Annotated in this window: 19 protein-coding genes and 1 pseudogene; 10 read left to right on the forward strand and 10 right to left on the reverse strand. The window is 60.0% G+C overall.

The window, feature by feature from the left end; translation table 11 throughout:
* The first annotated feature begins 13 nt into the window (after window positions 1-13).
* From BLV67_RS27820 to BLV67_RS27830, 3 genes are read left to right on the forward strand one after another with little or no spacing between them, the layout of a single operon-like run.
* Complete coding sequence (locus BLV67_RS27820) at window positions 14-859, forward strand: SDR family oxidoreductase (RefSeq protein WP_069787331.1); 846 nt, start codon at window positions 14-16, stop codon at window positions 857-859.
* Window positions 859-1,983, forward strand: a complete 1,125-nt coding sequence (locus BLV67_RS27825; protein ID WP_069787330.1) for a phytanoyl-CoA dioxygenase family protein — start codon at window positions 859-861, stop codon at window positions 1,981-1,983. The genes BLV67_RS27820 and BLV67_RS27825 overlap by 1 nt, the downstream gene beginning before the upstream one ends.
* A gap of 42 nt (window positions 1,984-2,025) precedes the next feature.
* The gene (locus BLV67_RS27830) at window positions 2,026-2,949 is read left to right on the forward strand and encodes a sugar ABC transporter substrate-binding protein (protein ID WP_069787329.1); all 924 of its coding nucleotides are present in this window, start codon (window positions 2,026-2,028) and stop codon (window positions 2,947-2,949) included.
* A gap of 47 nt (window positions 2,950-2,996) precedes the next feature.
* Here the strand turns inward: BLV67_RS27830 and BLV67_RS27835 are convergent, their stop codons facing one another.
* A complete protein-coding gene (locus tag BLV67_RS27835; protein WP_065931629.1) occupies window positions 2,997-3,311 on the reverse strand; it encodes a DUF2834 domain-containing protein in 315 nt (104 codons plus the stop codon).
* Between the two features lie 83 nt (window positions 3,312-3,394).
* Between BLV67_RS27835 and BLV67_RS27840 the strand changes: the two genes are divergently transcribed.
* Together BLV67_RS27840 and BLV67_RS27845 are read left to right on the forward strand one after the other, a co-directional pair.
* Window positions 3,395-4,177: a helix-turn-helix domain-containing protein gene (locus BLV67_RS27840; protein ID WP_069787328.1), complete on the forward strand. Its 783-nt coding sequence runs from the start codon at window positions 3,395-3,397 to the stop codon at window positions 4,175-4,177.
* A gap of 55 nt (window positions 4,178-4,232) precedes the next feature.
* Window positions 4,233-5,933 carry an amidase gene (locus BLV67_RS27845; RefSeq protein WP_069787327.1) on the forward strand — a complete coding sequence of 567 codons (1,701 nt, stop codon included), beginning with the start codon at window positions 4,233-4,235 and terminating at the stop codon, window positions 5,931-5,933.
* 205 nt (window positions 5,934-6,138) lie between these two features.
* On the opposite strand, the gene BLV67_RS27850 is transcribed toward BLV67_RS27845, so the two are convergent.
* From BLV67_RS27850 to BLV67_RS27860, 3 genes are read right to left on the reverse strand one after another with little or no spacing between them, the layout of a single operon-like run.
* Window positions 6,139-6,876 carry a CPBP family intramembrane glutamic endopeptidase gene (locus BLV67_RS27850; protein WP_069787326.1) on the reverse strand — a complete coding sequence of 246 codons (738 nt, stop codon included), beginning with the start codon at window positions 6,874-6,876 and terminating at the stop codon, window positions 6,139-6,141.
* A 7-nt stretch (window positions 6,877-6,883) separates the two neighbouring features.
* The gene (locus BLV67_RS27855; RefSeq protein WP_069787325.1) at window positions 6,884-7,354 is read right to left on the reverse strand and encodes a RidA family protein; all 471 of its coding nucleotides are present in this window, start codon (window positions 7,352-7,354) and stop codon (window positions 6,884-6,886) included.
* The gene (locus BLV67_RS27860) at window positions 7,351-7,569 is read right to left on the reverse strand and encodes a DUF6434 domain-containing protein (protein ID WP_056860200.1); all 219 of its coding nucleotides are present in this window, start codon (window positions 7,567-7,569) and stop codon (window positions 7,351-7,353) included. Before BLV67_RS27860 ends, BLV67_RS27855 begins: the two co-directional genes overlap by 4 nt.
* A gap of 258 nt (window positions 7,570-7,827) precedes the next feature.
* On the opposite strand from BLV67_RS27860, the gene BLV67_RS27865 reads away from it, so the two are divergent.
* Window positions 7,828-8,259 carry a nuclear transport factor 2 family protein gene (locus BLV67_RS27865; RefSeq protein WP_056860201.1) on the forward strand — a complete coding sequence of 144 codons (432 nt, stop codon included), beginning with the start codon at window positions 7,828-7,830 and terminating at the stop codon, window positions 8,257-8,259.
* A 16-nt stretch (window positions 8,260-8,275) separates the two neighbouring features.
* Here BLV67_RS27865 and BLV67_RS27870 read toward each other — a convergent pair whose 3' ends face one another.
* On the reverse strand, window positions 8,276-9,601 hold the full coding sequence (locus BLV67_RS27870; RefSeq protein WP_069787324.1) for an aminotransferase-like domain-containing protein: 1,326 nt from the start codon (window positions 9,599-9,601) through the stop codon (window positions 8,276-8,278).
* Between the two features lie 88 nt (window positions 9,602-9,689).
* Between BLV67_RS27870 and BLV67_RS27875 the strand changes: the two genes are divergently transcribed.
* Window positions 9,690-10,580 (forward strand): DMT family transporter, encoded by an 891-nt coding sequence (locus BLV67_RS27875; RefSeq protein WP_069787323.1) that lies wholly within the window; start codon window positions 9,690-9,692, stop codon window positions 10,578-10,580.
* Here the strand turns inward: BLV67_RS27875 and BLV67_RS27880 are convergent.
* On the reverse strand, window positions 10,577-11,146 hold the full coding sequence (locus BLV67_RS27880) for a YceI family protein (protein WP_176727928.1): 570 nt from the start codon (window positions 11,144-11,146) through the stop codon (window positions 10,577-10,579). The genes BLV67_RS27875 and BLV67_RS27880 overlap by 4 nt on opposite strands.
* A gap of 124 nt (window positions 11,147-11,270) precedes the next feature.
* Here BLV67_RS27880 and BLV67_RS27885 point away from each other — a divergent pair, with 124 nt between their 5' ends.
* The 3 genes from BLV67_RS27885 to BLV67_RS27895 all read left to right on the forward strand — a co-directional run bounded on the left by BLV67_RS27885 (window position 11,271) and on the right by BLV67_RS27895 (window position 13,369).
* Window positions 11,271-11,765: a PaaI family thioesterase gene (locus BLV67_RS27885; protein WP_069787321.1), complete on the forward strand. Its 495-nt coding sequence runs from the start codon at window positions 11,271-11,273 to the stop codon at window positions 11,763-11,765.
* 44 nt (window positions 11,766-11,809) lie between these two features.
* Entirely contained in the window at window positions 11,810-12,697 is an 888-nt protein-coding gene (gene yghX / locus BLV67_RS27890) for a YghX family hydrolase (protein ID WP_069787320.1), read from the forward strand.
* A 378-nt stretch (window positions 12,698-13,075) separates the two neighbouring features.
* Entirely contained in the window at window positions 13,076-13,369 is a 294-nt protein-coding gene (locus BLV67_RS27895; RefSeq protein ID WP_083269382.1) for a DUF6124 family protein, read from the forward strand.
* A gap of 255 nt (window positions 13,370-13,624) precedes the next feature.
* On the opposite strand, the gene BLV67_RS27900 is transcribed toward BLV67_RS27895, so the two are convergent.
* The 4 genes and pseudogenes from BLV67_RS27900 to BLV67_RS33780 form a co-directional block, all read right to left on the reverse strand.
* On the reverse strand, window positions 13,625-13,924 hold the full coding sequence (locus BLV67_RS27900) for a hypothetical protein (protein WP_208604509.1): 300 nt from the start codon (window positions 13,922-13,924) through the stop codon (window positions 13,625-13,627).
* A gap of 106 nt (window positions 13,925-14,030) precedes the next feature.
* Window positions 14,031-14,513 (reverse strand): RDD family protein, encoded by a 483-nt coding sequence (locus BLV67_RS27905; protein WP_069787318.1) that lies wholly within the window; start codon window positions 14,511-14,513, stop codon window positions 14,031-14,033.
* A gap of 75 nt (window positions 14,514-14,588) precedes the next feature.
* Window positions 14,589-14,981: a DUF2846 domain-containing protein gene (locus tag BLV67_RS27910; RefSeq protein ID WP_026013838.1), complete on the reverse strand. Its 393-nt coding sequence runs from the start codon at window positions 14,979-14,981 to the stop codon at window positions 14,589-14,591.
* 1,517 nt (window positions 14,982-16,498) lie between these two features.
* A pseudogene (locus BLV67_RS33780) lies at window positions 16,499-17,108 on the reverse strand (DUF637 domain-containing protein); the annotation flags it as partial.

Here is a 17,108-nt window from a genome sequence, read left to right on the forward strand (position 1 = left end):
TCAGGAGAACCCCATGCCTCACACCGATCTCGCCAGCGCATTCAACGGCCAATACTTTGTCGTCACCGGCAGCACCCAGGGTTTGGGCGCTGCCGTGGCGCATACCCTGGCGCAGCGTGGCGCTGCCGGGCTGATCATCTGCGGGCGCCGCCGCGCCGAGGGCGAAGAACAGGTCCGGCAACTGGCACAGCTCGATTGCCAGGCATTTTTTGTCGAGGCCGACCTGGAAAACGTCGAGGATTGCCGTGCGATCATCGACGCGGCACGCACCCACTTCGGCACCTTGCACGGGCTGGTGAACTGCGCCGGCATGTCGGATCGCGGCACCATTCTCGACACCTCGCCCGAGCTGTTTGATCGGCTGTTTGCGGTGAACGTGCGGGCGCCGTTTTTTCTGATGCAGGCAGCACTCAAGCTGATGATCAGCACCGGCGTGGAAGGCGCGGTGGTGAATATCCAGAGTGTCACCGGGCATGGCGGGCAATCGTTTTTAAGCGCCTATGCGGCGTCCAAGGGCGCGCTGGCGATATTGACCAAGAACGTGGCGTTCAGCGCATTGCGTAATCGCATCCGCGTGAATGGCCTGAATATCGGCTGGATGGACACGCCTCACGAGGATCAGATCCAGCGCCAATACCACGGCGCGCAGGACGGCTGGCTGGCCGAGGCCGAACGCGCACAGCCGTTCGGACGGCTGCTCAAGCCCGAAGAGGTGGCGCAAAGCGTGGCGTTTTTGCTCTCGCGTGAAGCCGGGATGATGACCGGCTCGGTGATCGACCTGGAGCAAGGCGTGGTCGGCTGCACCGACAGCGGCAGCCCGCAACCGCACCAGGCGCTGAGCCTGCCGGAAGGTGTGTGATGTCGGCGTTCGTGACCGGCGCGGCGGTGCGCCTGGCGGATTTCAGCCGCATCTGCACCCAACGGACCAGCGCCGAGGATTACCCGCTGTGTGCCGAAGTGGTGAGCAATGTGCCGATCTATCAGGCCGGCACTTTACGCAACAGCGAACGCCTGCGCGTCATGGATGAGCTGCACCGCCTGTTCCGCGACGGGCCTGGGGTGATGGTGGTGCGCCAGGCCTATGAAGACCTGGCGGTGGTCGACCGCCATAGCCAGGTATTCGAGGCGATCTTTGCCCAGGAGGCTGCGCAAGGCGTGGCCGCCGACCATTTTGCCCAGGCCGGCAGCAACGGGCGCATCTGGAATTCCCTGCAAAAAGCTGCGCTGCAGTCGCCGGAATCGTTTGCCGAGTACTACGCCAACCCGCTGCTCGGTTTGATCGCCGAAGCGTGGCTGGGGCCGAGCTTTCAGATGACCGCGCAAGTGAACGTGGTCCACCCTGGCGGGCAGGCGCAACAGCCGCACCGTGACTATCACCTGGGCTTTCAGACCACTGAGGTGGTTGAACGCTTTCCGCTGCCGCTGCATCTGTTGTCGCAATACCTGACGCTGCAAGGCGCGGTGGCCCATTCGGATATGCCGCTGGAAAGCGGGCCGACCCAACTGCTGCCCTTCTCCCAGCAATACCCGCTGGGTTACCTGGCCTGGCGCCGCGCGGAGTTTATCGATTACTTCCAGCAGCACGCCGTGCAATTGCCGCTGAACAAGGGCGACCTGTTGTTCTTCAACCCGGCGCTGTTCCATGCGGCGGGCACCAACCGCACCACCCACCACCGGCGCATGGCCAACCTGCTGCAAATCTCTTCGGCGTTCGGCACGCCCATGGAAGCCCTCGACCGTGACCGCATGATGCTGGCGGTGTACCCGGTGTTGCTGGCCAACCCTGCGTTGAATGCCGAAGCGGTGATCGCCTGTACGGCCGACGGTTATGCCTTCCCCACCAACCTCGACACCGACCCGCCCTTGCACGGGCTCGCACCGCAAACCGGGCAGCAATTAATGCAACAAGCCCTTAACGAACGCTGGCCCTATTCGGACTTCGCCGCTGCCGTGGCGCAGCTGCGGGCCAAGCGCCAGGCGTGAATCCCACTGCTTTTACAACAACAAAAAGAACGGAGCATCACCATGAAGAAGCAACTTCTCGCAGCACTGCTGACCCTCGCTGTTGCGCCCTGGGCCTGGGCCGATATGCGTATCGGCGTGAGCATCGCCCAGGTCGACGATGTGTTCCTCGCACAGATGCGTGACTACATGGCCGCCCACGCCAAGGAGCTACCCGGCGTGACCTTGCAATTTGAAGACGCCCAGGGCGATGTGGTGCGCCAGCTCAACCAGGTGCAGAACTTTACCGCTCAGGGCATGGACGCAATTATCGTCAACGCGGTGGACACGGCGGCCACGCAGAAAATGACCGTCAATGCCCAGCAGGCCAAGATCCCGCTGGTGTACGTCAACCGCCGCCCGGAGTTCAAGGACGTGCCCCCGGGCGTGGGCTATGTCGGCTCGGATGAGATCAAGGCCGGGGAAATCCAGATGCGCTACCTGGCAGAGAAAATGGGTGGCAAGGGCAACCTTGCGATCATGCTCGGGCTGCTGTCCAACAACGCCACGCACAACCGCACGCTGGGGGTGAAGACGGTGCTCAAGGACTACCCGGATATCAAGATTGTCGAGGAGCAAAGCGCCGAATGGCAGCGCGGCAAGGCGATTGACCTGATGAACAACTGGATTGTGTCCGGACGCAAAATCGATGCCGTGGCCGCGAATGCCGATGAAATGGCGATTGGCGCCGCCATGGCGATCAGCCAGGCGGGCATGCAGCCGGGCAAGGATATCCTGGTGGCCGGCAGCGACGGCGGCGCAGCCGGGCTGGACGCGGTGAAGAAGGGCCAGCTGCTGGTGACGGTGTATCAGGACAATAAGGGCCAGGCCGTCGGCTCGATTGATCTGGCGGTGAAGATGGTCAAGAAGGAACCCTATGTGGCTGAGCTGACCATTCCTTATCAGCAGATCACCAAAGACAATTACCAGGCGTTTTTGAACCCCTAACCCATACCCTGGTGGCGAGCGGGCTTGTCACAAGAGTCGGCTCGACCCTAGCGTTCTGTTTGACGCGTGAACCCATTCACTACGATATAAAGCAACGGCCCCACCGAAACAAACACCGCCGTCAGCGCGAAATACGGCAGCACAGACACCACCGACCGCCCGCGCCCACGCGCATCCCGATACATCCACACACACGCCAGCACTGCCATCAGGTACAGGTCAATCACCACCTGCGCGGTGTCCGGCCGCGACATCAACTGCCGCCCGAAGGCCAGCAGCGATTGCTCGGCGGTGAGCATCGTCGCCAGCGTATACAGCGAAAATCCAACCAACCCGACCAGGGCAATAGAGGGTCTGTGCATGGTCTCGTCCTTGAAGTGAATGAAGCTCACCATAGTGATAAGGTCGTGGCCCTCGCAATGACCTCACAGGTTATGAACCCACTATGGAAAGTACTGCCGGCGACCAGCTGCGCCAACTGCGTCGCCACGCCAAGCTCAGCCAGCTGGACCTGGCCCTGATCACCGGCGTTTCGCAACGCCACCTCAGTTACATCGAAACCGGTCGCGCCAAGCCGAGCCCGGGCATGCTGCACAACGTATTGACCGCGCTGGATGTGCCGCTTGAGCAATGCAATCGCGTGTTCCTCGCCGCCGGTTACGCGCCACGCTACACCGCCACCCCGCTCGCCTCACCGGCCATGGCCGCGATTCGCGAAGCCGTCAGCCATGTGTTGCACGCCAACAACCCGGCCCCGGCGATTCTGCTGGACAGCCAGTGGCAAGTGCTGGCGGCGAATGCCAGTAGCGGCGTTCTGTTTCAACTGGTGGGGCTTGAACCGGATGCGGCAGACGGGCTGAACCTGCTGACCACGCTGCTGCAAACCGGCGGCTTGGGCGACCATCTGATCAACGCCGAAGAGATCCGCACGCTCGCCTGGCAACGCGCCAGCCGTGAGGCGCTGGGCAATCCCGAGTTGGCGGTTTTATTAGCGAGCCTGCCGACGCCCACCCACACCGAACCGCCCGAACACATGCCGCCCCTGGCGCTGACGCGCATCCGCTCACCCCGGGGCGAACTGAGCTTTCTGTCGACCTTCACCACGTTCGGCATGCCCCAGGACATCACCCTCACCTCGCTGCGTATCGAGCATCTGATTCCGGCTGACGAGCCGACGTGGCAAGTGATGCGCGCCGCCTACGCGGAGCATGCCGCGCTGGTTTTGTGAAATATCTGTCCGTAGACTGCCGCCATACCTCCCACTTGAAGGCGGCGAAAAAAACGTGATGCAAGTTACCGAAGTCTCCATTGCCCAACTGCGCGCGGCGCTTGAAACCGGCCAGACCACTGCCGTTGAACTGGTAAACGCCTACCTGGCGCGGATCGATGCCTATGACGGCCCGCAGACCGCCACCGCCTTGAACGCCGTGGTGGTGCGCAACCCCGAAGCCCTTAAAGAAGCCGAGGCGTCCGATGCGCGCCGGGCCAGGGGCGAAACGTTGGGGCCATTGGACGGCATTCCCTATACCGCCAAGGACAGCTACCTGGTCAAGGGCCTGACGGCCGCATCCGGCAGCCCGGCCTTTGCCAAGCTGGTCGCGCAGCGCGACGCCTTCACCATCGAACGCCTGCGAGCGGGCGGCGCCATCTGCCTGGGCAAGACCAATATGCCGCCGATGGCCAATGGCGGGATGCAGCGGGGTGTGTATGGCCGTGCCGAAAGCCCTTACAACGCCGACTACCTGACTGCACCGTTTGCCTCCGGTTCGTCCAACGGCGCAGGCACTGCTACGGCGGCAAGCTTCGCCGCCTTTGGTGTAGCTGAAGAAACCTGGTCGAGCGGGCGCGGCCCGGCGTCCAACAACGGTTTATGCGCCTACACGCCGTCCCGTGGGGTGATTTCGGTACGCGGCAACTGGCCGCTCACGCCGACCATGGACGTGGTGGTGCCCTATGCACGCACCATGGCCGACCTGCTGGAAGTGCTGGATGTGGTGGTCGCCGAAGATCCCGACACCCGTGGCGACCTGTGGCGCCTGCAACCCTGGGTGCCGATCCCGAGCGTGGCGTCGGTGCGCCCCGCGTCTTACGCCGACCTGGCTGTGGGCAGCGAAGCCCTCGCCGGTAAACGTTTCGGCGTGCCGCGCATGTACATCAATGCCGACCCCGAGGCGGGCACCAGTGAAAAGCCCGGCATTGGCGGGCCGACCGGGCAGAAGATCAACACCCGCGCCAGCGTGATCGACCTGTGGGAGGACGCACGCCAGGCGCTGCAAGCCGCCGGTGCTGAAGTGATCGAGGTGGATTTCCCGCTGGTGTCCAATTGCGAAGGCGATCGCCCTGGCGCGCCAACCGTGTTTACCCGTGGCTTGGTTTCCAAGGAATTCCTGCACGACGAATTGTGGGAGCTGTCGGCCTGGGCTTTTGACGACTTCCTGCGCGCCAACAACGACCCGACGCTCAACCGCCTGGCGGATGTCGACGGGCCGAAGATTTTCCCGCACGACCCGGGCACCCTGCCCAACCGTGAAGATGACCTGGCCGCCGGCATGGACGAATACGTGCGCATGGCCCAGCGCGGCATCACGCCGTGGAACGCGATCAGCACAGTGCCGGACGGCCTGCGCGGCCTGGAGCAAACCCGGCGCATCGACCTGGAAGACTGGATGGACAGGCTTGGGCTCGATGCGGTGCTGTTCCCGACCGTGGCCGATGTAGGCCCGGCGGATGCCGACGTGAATGAAGCCAGTGCCGACATCGCCTGGAGCAATGGCGTGTGGGTCGCCAATGGCAACCTCGCCATCCGCCACCTCGGCGTGCCCACCGTCACCGTGCCGATGGGCGTGATGGCCGACATCGGCATGCCCGTCGGCCTGACCTTTGCCGGCCGGGCGTACGATGATTCGGCGCTGCTGAGCTTCGCCAGCGCGTATGAGGCCACCGGCAGCAAACGCCTGATTCCGCCACGCACACCGCCGCTGTAAACATTGTGGGAGCTGTATTTCACATCAACCCATGCAGAGCCACAACGGCCTGAACGAGGTCAACCTGTGGGAGCGGGCTTGCTCGCGAAAGCGTCGGGTCAGGCGATGCATCAGGTGACTGATACACCCTCTTGGCGAGCAAGCCCGCTCCCACAGTTTGACTGTATTTCAAGTCGGGCGATGTGAGTGCTGGCTGTGCTTCAGATCAGGCCATGTAGGGCACGGCGATCAGCAGGACGGCGGTGCCGTGGGCCAGTGCTGCGGGCAGTACGCCGTAACGCATGCGCACCAGCGCGCAGGCCAACCCTTCAAGCAGGGTGAACAGCAACACCGGCCAGCCCAGTTGGGTAACGCTTAAGGCCAGGAACGCGTGGCAGGCTGCAAAGGCCACGCCGCTGATCAATGCCGCGCGCAATGGCGAAACCTGTTGCTCCAGATAACCCTGCAAAAAACCGCGAAACAGCACTTCCTCCAACGCATTGGCGCCATAGGCCAATACCACCATGCCCGGCAGCCACACCCAGTAGCCGTGGAGCTGGCTTGCATCAATGCCTTGATAAACCCGCAACGGCACGCCGATCAAACAGCCGACGACGATGCCTGCCGCCATGCCAGCCCACGGGTTGCCAAGGGTCCAACGCATCAACCGCCACAACTCCGGTGCCAGGCGTGAAAGCAGCATGATCAGCAGCACCGACAGCCCGCCGAGCACCGCCAGCACGAAGGCATTGCCACTGAACGCAATCTGCGCATCGCGGCTCACCGCCCACATGCCCAGCGGCGTCATCACGTCGCGCATCAGCACAAACGCCGCCAGCAGGATCAGGATGCGCATCGCCACCTGCGTCCTTGGCGTCAACGCGAACCACGCGCCAAACAGCAGCAGCCCCGGCGCCAAGTGCAGGCCGTAGTCGATCAGTACCTCGAGCCCTTGGGTGATCATCGCCGGTTCAATCGTGTGCAACAGCGATCATGTCGATCTCGACGGCCGCCGATTTGGGCAACTGCACCACCCCCACCGACGTGCGCGTGTGCACACCGGCAGCCCCGAGGATTTCGTGGAACAGGTCCGACGCGGCGTTGGCCACTTCACTCTGCTGATCAAAGTCTTCGGCGCTGCGTACATACACGGTGATACGCGCGAGGGTCTTGACCTGATCCAGCGAACCCAGCGCCTGCTTGAGCAACCCCAGGCAACGCAACGCGCTGATACTGGCAGCGATTTGCGCCTGGGCCAGGGTCAGGCTTTCACCAACCTTGCCCGGCAACATAAGGGTGTCACCGACACGCGGAATCTGGCCGCTGATGTACAGGTGGTTGCCATCGCGCACCAACGGCGTGTAGTTGCCACCGACTTTGAATTCTTCCAACCGGTAGCCGATGCGCTCTTGAGCAGCCTGGTATTTTTCGTCGCGGGTCATGGGCGTGTGTCCTCGTTGCGGCGTTGCCACTCATCCACCACATCGCCCAGGGTTTTGGGCAAGTCGTTGCGGATCCAGGCCATGAACGGCCGGTCGAACTTGAACGTCGGGCCACAGTGTTCAAGCATGAAACGGCGAACGTTCTGGGTATTTTTGTAGTGAGGGGTCACGGGAGTGGCGCGGGTGATGACGTCGCTGTGCCAGTCAAAATCCATGTTGTCTCTCGGGAGGTTTGTTAGTTGCGCAGTAGCATAGCGATCGGCTTGTCGGGCTGGAAGCGACAAGGTGTGCCGCCCGCACTTATTTGATGTGTTGAGACGTCGTACAAGAGCCCGAGTTGTTTATAACGCCATCAAGGCTAATCTTTTCGAGATATTTCAAAATTTCACTTTCTTTCCCGCTCGAAAATATTGCATGGTTGTATGATAACTTAACTTGTCGTGTTCACCCCCAACAACAATAAGGAAACACCCATGCCAAACGTCAAAGTGCTGATCGGTTTTCTGTGCCTGTTCACCGGCTACGTCGCAGCTGCGCCTGCTCCCGCCGAAAAGGATGTGGCCCAAGCGGTCGACCAACTGACCCAAGCCATGCTGCACCTGGACCTCAAGGCGCTGCACGCCCTGACTTCCGACAAGCTCACTTATGGCCACTCCAGCGGCAAGGTGCAGAACAAGGCGCAATTTATCGCTGACCTGGAAACCCACACCAGCGCGTTCAAAACCCTCGAAATGCAAAACCAGACCATCACCCTGGACGGCGACACTGCGCTGGTGCGTAACCACTTTCACGCCCTGGCCGTGAACAGCGGCGTCGAAGTGCCGACCGATATCGACAACTTCCAGGTCTGGCAGAAGCAAAAAGGCCATTGGCTGCTGATCGGGCGTCAGGCGTACAAATACTGACGCCAAGCGGTGCGGCTCACCACTGCACCGCTTCCCGGACCTTCAGCAGCGCCTCACCCAGCGCGGCCATGCTCACCGAACCCAGTGCCAGGCGCAGCGCGTGCGGCACCGTGGCTGAAACCGCGAACGGCTCGGCGGTGGACACGGAAATCGCCTCGCGCTGTAAGGCCATGGCCACCTGATCGGCTCGCGCCTCGTCCCCCAGCGGCAACCACAAAAAATACGAAGACGGGTGGCTGATGTAAGGCACGTCTTTGAGCACCTGCGCAGCCAAGGCTTGGCGTGCCCGTGCATCCTGGCGCTTTTGTGCTTCGAGTTTCGCGACAGTGCCGTCCTCGATCCAGCCCACCGCAATTGCGCTCATTACACCGGGCACGTTCCAGGTGGTGGCCATGATCGTGCGCTCCAGCTTTTTTACCCAGGCTGGCGGCGCGGCGATAAACCCGACGCGCAACCCCGTAGCGACGCTTTTGGAAAGCCCGCCCACGTACACCGTGCACTCAGGCGCCAACGTGGCCAGCGGTGGTGGCGCGTCTTCGGCCAAAAACGCGTAGGCCGCGTCCTCAATCAGCATCAGATGGTGCTCACGCGCGATGGCGATCAGTTGCTCGCGTTGCCCAAGGCTCATCACCCACCCCAACGGGTTATGCAGGGTTGGAATGCTGTACACCGCACGCACCGGGCGCTTGCGGCACAGCGCGTGCAGAAACGCCAGATCCGGGCCGCTGGCGGTGGCCGGAATGGCGACGATTTCCAGGTGCAGGGTTTCGGCCAGCACCTTGAAGCCTGAATAGGTCAGCGCATCCACGGCAATTACATCCCCAGGCTTGAGCAACGCCATCATCGTCACCGCCAGGCCGTGCTGGGCGCCGCTGACCATCAGCACCTGCTCCGCCTCAACCGTCAGGCCTCGGTTCAATAGATGCCGTGCCACGGCAGCGCGCTCGTGCAACCGGCCGGCATGGGGCTGGTAACGCAACAGCGCTTCCAGGTCGCCCGACAGTGCCAATTGGCGCAGAGCGGTGCGCAGCAGGTCTGCCTGACCGGGCAGCGAGGGGTAATTGAAGTTCAGGTCGAGCATGCCGGTGGCCACATTCATCTGCCCACTGCCCTGCCCCGGCGGCAACGCGATTTCCCGCACAAAGGTGCCGCGCCCGGTTTCGCCGCTGACCAGGCCCATGGCTTCAAGCTCGGTGTACACCCGGCTCGCGGTGACTAACGCCAGGCCATGTGCAGCGGCCAATTGCCGGTGCGTGGGCAGGCGTGTACCGGGCGCCAGTGCGCCGCTGCGGATGTCTTCGGCAAAGGTGTCGACCAGCGACTTGTAGCGGGCGCGCGGCATAGGCGGTGTATCCATGACAATTTTTTGATTGTCTTAATCCTGGCCCCTAGGATGGTGTTTACGCAACCACCTAGTTCGAGCCCTCACCATGGAACGCACCTCAAGCCTCACTGCGCCGCACAACATCACCCAAGGCTGGATCAACGGGTTTATCGGCGTGGTGATCTTCAGCGGTTCACTGCCAGCCACGCGCCTGGCGGTGATGGAGTTCAACCCGGTGTTTCTGACCATGATCCGCGCCGCCATTGCCGCCGTGCTCGGCGTGCTGTTGTTGTGGCTGTTCAGGGAAAAACGCCCTGCACGCCATCAATGGGGGCCGCTGGTGATCGTCGCCCTGGGTGTGGTGATCGGTTTTCCACTGCTCACGGCACTCGCGCTGCAATACGTGACGTCCGCGCACTCCATCGTCTTCATCGGCCTGCTGCCGCTGGCCACCGCAGTGTTTGGTGTACTGCGTGGCGGCGAGCGCCCGCGCCCGGTGTTCTGGCTGTTTTCGATCCTTGGCAGCCTGCTGGTGATGGGCTACGCCGTTGCCCAAGGCTTGAGCGGCGCGCCGGCCGGTGACCTGCTGATGCTGTTGGCCGTATTGGTGTGCGGCCTGGGATACGCCGAAGGCGCCACGTTGTCGCGCAGCCTGGGCGGCTGGCAAGTAATCTGCTGGGCGCTGGTGGTGTCGTTGCCGGTGGTGGCGCCGTTGAGCGTGATGCTGGCGCCGGCCACCCTCTCGGGCATCAGCCTGCCGGCGTGGCTGAGCCTGGGCTATGTGTCGTTGTTCAGCATGCTGATCGGCTTTGTGTTCTGGTATCGCGGCCTGGCCCAGGGTGGCATCGCTGCGGTCGGCGAGTTGCAGTTGCTGCAACCGTTTTTCGGCCTGGCCCTGGCGGCGGGCCTGCTGCATGAGCAAGTCAGCCTGGGCATGCTGCTGGTGACGGTTGCGGTGATCGGCTGCGTGGCCGGGGCCAAGCAGTTTGCCCGTTAGCGCTGCGGCGCAACCATCTTGAATTTGATGTTGATGTCATTGGACACCACGCTGTTGCCCGCCCATTCACCCTCACCAATCTTGAAGTCGCTGCGCTTGAGGATGAACGCGCCGTCAAACACGCCGATGCCACTTTGCTCCTTGAGCTGCACATCAATATCCACCGGACGCGTGATGCCCCTGATCGTCAGGTTGCCGCTGATTTTGTAGCGATTATCGCCCAGCGCCGTGGCGCCATTGGACTCATACACGCCCACAGGATAGGCCGCGGTGTCGAACCACGCCGGTTCCTGCAATTGGGTATTGGCGTCCTGGCTGCCGGCGTCGATGCTCGCCAGTTGGATCTTGAGCAACGCATGGGCCGCCTCGGGCTTTTGCGTGTCAAAGGTCAGGGTGCCTTCAAAGTCGCTGAAAGTGCCATACACCCGCTGCCCGAATTGCTGGAAGGTAAAACTGATCTGGCTGGCGGTGCGGTTGACGTCTTTGTATTCCACCGCCTGCGCGTTGCCGAGAAACACACCAAGGAGCACCGCCAGGCTTACACACGGGGGCATTCGACGCTTCATGCAACACTCCGCAAGACAAATGAACAGATGTGCTGAGCTAACACGCCATGCCATGGTTTTATTCCCTTTCGCAGCGTGCCCTGCTAAACAGAGTAGTCGCCAAAACAAACAATAAGGACTTTGCATGCACACCCCTTCCCTGCAGGACATCACCGCGCCCGACGGCATCTGCTACGGCTGCGGCGGCAGCAACCCCCATGGCCTGCACATCAAAAGCCGTTGGGATGCCGATGGTATCCATGTGATCGCCGAGCACCTGCCTGAAGCTCAATACAGCGGCTGGCCGGACCTGGTCTACGGCGGCCTGATCGCCATGCTGGTCGACTGCCACTCCAACTGGACGGCCATGGCCTACCACTACCGTAATGAGCAGCGCGAGCCCGGCAGCCTGCCGCGCATCGACTGCGTGACCGGTAACCTGGGGATCAAATTCATCAAGCCCACGCCCATGGGCGTCACGCTGACCCTGCGCGCGCGTGTTGAAGGCGACGTGGGGCGTAAAAGCCGCGTGGTCTGCGAGGTGTATGCCGGTGACGTGCTCACCGCCCTCGGCGACTCGGTGTTCGTGCGCGTCGATACCCGGCAACTGTCGGATTCCGCCCATGGCCGCGAACGTTGATCCTGGTCTACAGTGATCACCACCGCTAATCGAGGACTGCTCCGATGACTCGTCTCACCGCGAAAGACTTCGCCCCCGAACTGCTGGAACTCTACGACGGCTACGCCCACGGCAAGCTCAACCGCCGCGAATTCCTCGACCGCGCCGCGCTGTTCACCTTCGGCGGCCTCACTGCTTCTGCCCTGCTGGCAGCCCTGAGCCCCAACTACGCGCTGGCCGAACAGGTCAAATTCACCGACCCGGACATCGTCGCCGACTACATCACCTACCCCTCGCCCAAAGGCAACGGCACCGTGCGCGGCTACCTCGTACGCCCGGCCAAGGCCAGCGGCAAACTGCCCGCCGTGGTGGTGGTGCACGAAAACCGTGGCCTTAACCCCTACATCGAAGACGTCGCCCGCCGCCTGGCCAAAGCCGGCTTCATCGCCCTGGCACCCGACGGCCTCACCTCCGTGGGCGGCTACCCCGGCAACGATGAAAAAGGCGTGGAACTGCAACAAAAAGTCGACCCCACCAAACTCATGAACGACTTCTTCGCCGCCATCGAATGGTTGATGCACCACGACAGCAGCACCGGCAAAGTCGGGATTACCGGCTTCTGCTATGGCGGCGGCGTGACCAATGCGGCGGCGGTGGCGTATCCGGAACTGGGCGCAGCGGTGTCGTTCTACGGCAGGCAGCCGGATGCGAAGGATGTGCCACGTATCAAGGCGCCGATCATGCTGCACTATGGCGAGCTGGACACGCGCATCAACGAAGGTTGGCCGGTGTACGAGAAAGCCTTGAAAGCGGCGGGCACGACCTATGAGGCGTATATCTACAAAGGCGCCAACCATGGGTTTCATAATGATTCAACGCCACGGTATGACGAAGTGGCGGCAAATCTGGCGTGGGAAAGAACCCTCGGCTGGTTCCACAAATACCTGGCCTGACCACGATCCGAACTGTGGGAGCTGACTTCTTGTGGCGAGCGGGCTTGCCCCGCGTTGGGGCGCGAAGCGGCCCTGACACCTCACGACGCGATACATCTGGAAAACCGCGTTGACTCTCCTGGGGCTGCTGCGCAGCCCAACGCGGGGCAAGCCCGCTCGCCACAACACCCCGCCTCTCAGCTTTGATCGGTGTTGCCTGATCGACATGCAGTGTTAAAGGCCAGCAATCCATATCCCTTTAACTTGCAGGAAGTTTCCTAGACAATCCTTTGGCCTTGCGCCTGCTCACGCCACTCGCTAGCCTTCGCTCTGTCGCTGCCTATCAGCGAACAGGTGTGGAAACCTGAAACAAGTAGGCCCCTTATCAGGAGCTTATGCATGAGCAATACAACGCGCTTCACCCCCAGCCGCGAAATACTTGAACGCGCCCTGAGCCACTACTTGCAACCCACCTCACCGCAGTCCTTTACGGTGCATCACGACCTCAGCTTCGAAGACGCCCTCGCCCAACTCTGCGACCTGCTGCGCTGCGCAGCCGCCACCGCAGCCGACACCACCCAAGGCCTGACAGGCTATCAACGCCACATGGCCGGTGCCACCGAACACCTGATCGACATGGCCCAAACCCTGGCCGACCGTGCACTGGAGTGCCTGCAACCCAAAACCTGCTGACACACCACAAACCAACTGTGGGAGCTGGCTTGCCTGCGAAGGCGGTGTGTCAGTGCGGGATTAATGGCTGATACACCGCCGTAGGCAGCAAGCCGAACTGAGCACTTTCCCTCATGAGCCAATTTGCCGATTCAGGAAGGTTTTTTCAACAGTTGTAACTTAATGAGTTTTAGAAGGAAGAATCGGGGGCCCCTCAGGTTCTGACCCCAGTTTTTCCTTCCAAATTCGCCTCTTCCTATAAAACCATTAGTACCATCAAACATCCTGCGTCAATATACTTATAAACCTATCAAATGCCTGAGAAACAGACTCCCCCTCTTCTGGAGAGAGCAACACATTCATAACCTGATAATCAATGGTCAAGTCATATATATCAATACTCACCCAACCTTTAGACCAAAATTCGACAGTCCCTAGCTTATTGAACCCTTCCAGCTCTATCCTTTCAAGGCCACCAAAATCTCCATCAGCAAATGATGAGTACTCTAGAGAAAACCCCTTCAAACGTGGTTTTACGCTTTCATCAAACCAAGAGCTATCCATAAGAGCTTTCACTTCTTATCTAGAATCTCTATATAAAAAAGGGTACAGATTTTTTCTCCATGCTTAGAAAATAGCAACCTGCAGATGGGTGGAAAATAAATTTGTTCCCTACTCCGCATCAAGCAGTGCCGGACTTCCCGTCGTCATAGATGTCGGCAAGACTGCGTACCTTGGTCAAGTTGCCGGTTTGAATCACGATGGTCTTGGCGAACATATCGCCGAGGCGGGTTCTGGACTCAAGAAAAATCCACACCCAGTCGATGATCACCAGCACCCCGGCATTGCGGGTGAATGACTGAGAAATGCGGCAGCCCTTACGGGTTTTACGGTCGACGACCGCGATGCTGAGCAAGCGCTTGCCCAGGCTCTGGCCATTGGGCAGCGCGTCTGCGAGCAAGAGGTAGGCAAAACCTGCGAAAAACGCCGCAATGAACCCGCCCTTGGCCGTCACGGCGGGGACGGACGCCGACAGCACCTCGGCGCCGAACTTGACGATGAAAAAAATCAGCACCGCGATGCCAGAGTCGATGATTCGGGCCAGCAGGCGACGGCCGATGCTGGCCAGAATAGTCGGCCGTTTAGCGGGGGTAATTGCGTCCATACGGTGTCACTCCGACTTATGTAAACAGCAACAACGGCCAAGCTCAGCGCCCGGCCGCCTCAAGCGCTTTTTAACTCACTTGCTTTCTTTTGCAATGGTACCCAACGACGCGTCCTTGACCAGATAACGGCCTTCCACATCGCTCAGCACTTTGAGGCTGTTGCGCGCCACGGCGAAGCCCATTTCGACTTCCTGCTTGAGGTAAACCACCTCACCGGCCTTGACGTTGATCGGCATGTCAGCCCAGTTTTCAGCTTTGGAACTGATCACGTGCTGGCCCGGCGACACGAAGAAATAAATGTACTGGTTACCACGGTTGTAACCCATCTCCGAGTCGGCTTCCTTGTCATCCAGGAACACGTTGAACCGCACCATCATCCCCACGTTGCTTGGGCGCACGACATACACCAGGCCTTTATCGGCGACGGCGGCCTTGGGCAACGAGTAGTTCGCCACGTCAGCCTGCATCTTCTCCACCGACGGCGTCGAGGAGCAGCCAAACAGCGTGGCCAGGGACAATACAACAGCAGCTTTGCAGAACAGCTTGATCATGTACTTCTTCCTTGTGGTGTGACGGTAGAGCGGGTTGAGAGCGCCAGCGATTGGCCGGCGCGGGTTCTTTGATGCGTTTAATCATCGCCAGGGTATCGGCCGCGGGGACGAATACGTGAAGCGTTGTGCGTGGCCAAGACTTTGATGCCTTGCGGGGGGTTGGGCGCGGGGCCTGTAGTCCGGCCCGTCGCCCATATGGCGATCAGGTTTGGCGACCTAACAAGAAAGTGCAAAAGCAACCCGCTTCTTTTATTTAGTTTTCCGAGGTTCTTTGTTGCTTAAATAAATCGGTCTCTTTTTCGATGAGGTATGCCATCAAGCTCAGAGCTTAGGGGGAATTTGTGGGGATCCCTTAGGATCCCGCCCCCTTTTACTTCAACTAAATTTTAATAAAAACAGAGTAAGCCGGACCAAGCTCATTTCTCAAACATTCGACCAATAGCTCTCCCTCCAGCTTAAACTTACGTTCTAACCCTTCGTTCTTGAAGCCCGAGTTTGGCGGGTAATCAGGATCCAATGTTTCATCGTAAGTAGCAGCCCATTCTAATAGCCGAACCTGGAGCTCTTCAGATATCGGTAGTTCGCTAGGAGCTATATCCCGATATTCACCAGGGGACATATTCCAAAGAGGATAACACTGATAATCCGCCATCAACTTTATATCTTTCACTTGACACTACCCCTTGGATTCGCACCGACGATGAATCCGTTTCCTCCCACAGTCACAGCGATGTGCTGCGTCTGCCCGTTAACTGTTAGCTCATAAATTGGCCGCCCAGCTCCGGTGCCTTGATAACCAACGAGCTTACCCTCAGAAACTGCCTTCATTACAGCCCCTGGAATCTGAGCATTCGACACTCCCATCTGAGCGAACTGACTACCATGCTCCTCGATAATGTGTTGCAACCCCGCTTTTGAGTTTCCAGTCTCTAAGAAAAGAACCTGTCCGCTAGGACTTCGAGCCGTTGCAACAACATTTTCAGGGGTAAATTTCACGCCCTTAGCAGATAATTCATCAAGCAAAGATTTGTTCAGAGCACTTTTTGCTCCAGCAGACTCAGCTACGACCTTAGCGCCAGCCCCCAGCCCTCCCGAAAGAACGATACCAGCAACTTCCGCATTCGTAGCTTGGGTCGTTTTCTGCACCGTCAGACGTAGATCATCCTGATTTTTATCTATGAAGCCTTGAACAATCTCCTTCTCCTTCGGATTCAGATCACCGCTAACGTCATAGGTGTCGAGTGCTTTCGTACCACCTTCGACATCCGTTCGCAACGCATTACAGCTTGAGTAATCCTCGCAAGCCAGCATCTGTCTGCCGGTTTTAGTATCACTGAAGCCCTCATATTTCGCGGTGACCTTCGATCGACATGCATCGGGATCTCCCGCCCCCCGACATCCTTTTAAGTCTTTCACCAAATCATCTACTTCTGGATGATTCAGATAGTTGTACTGGGTCGCAGTACCCGCCACCCACGCTCCAGTCTGCAGGCTTTTCGCATCAGCACCATCTAGTACCGAAGCCGCAAGCACACCAATCAACTGCGAGTTCATGACCAGCAAACCTTTCTTCTGGTCATCGGGCATATCGGCGTAGTTCTTGGCGAGGCTATCTACCAATGCTTCAGTTACGCCAGCCGCCAGGACGCCTGTGCGGAAATCGCCTCCAGAAGCCTCAGCTGCCAACCCGCCCATCAAGGCATGCAACCCAATCTTGGTAATGCCACCCTCTGTAAACCGGCCCTTGGAAACATCTCCGACCAGGTTAAATCCATAAGCCGCAAATGCATTGGCCAAGCTATTTTGCAACGCGTCCCCAAGACGGGCTTCCCCTCCGAGCGCGCGATCCACCAAGACTGATGTACCGTTTTGCAGTACCTGGTTGGCCGTGAACTGCCCCACCCCTTGCCAAGTACTCAACGGACTTGTGGTAGCTACCGCGCCAGTGTTGGGTAGTGCGGTGGAAGTACCGGTCTGGGTGCTGGTCCACTTGTCATAAACACCAGCAGTCAAGCCAGCAGTGACACCGGACACCACATAGCC

This window comes from Pseudomonas salomonii (assembly GCF_900107155.1).
Lineage (GTDB): Bacteria > Pseudomonadota > Gammaproteobacteria > Pseudomonadales > Pseudomonadaceae > Aquipseudomonas > Aquipseudomonas salomonii.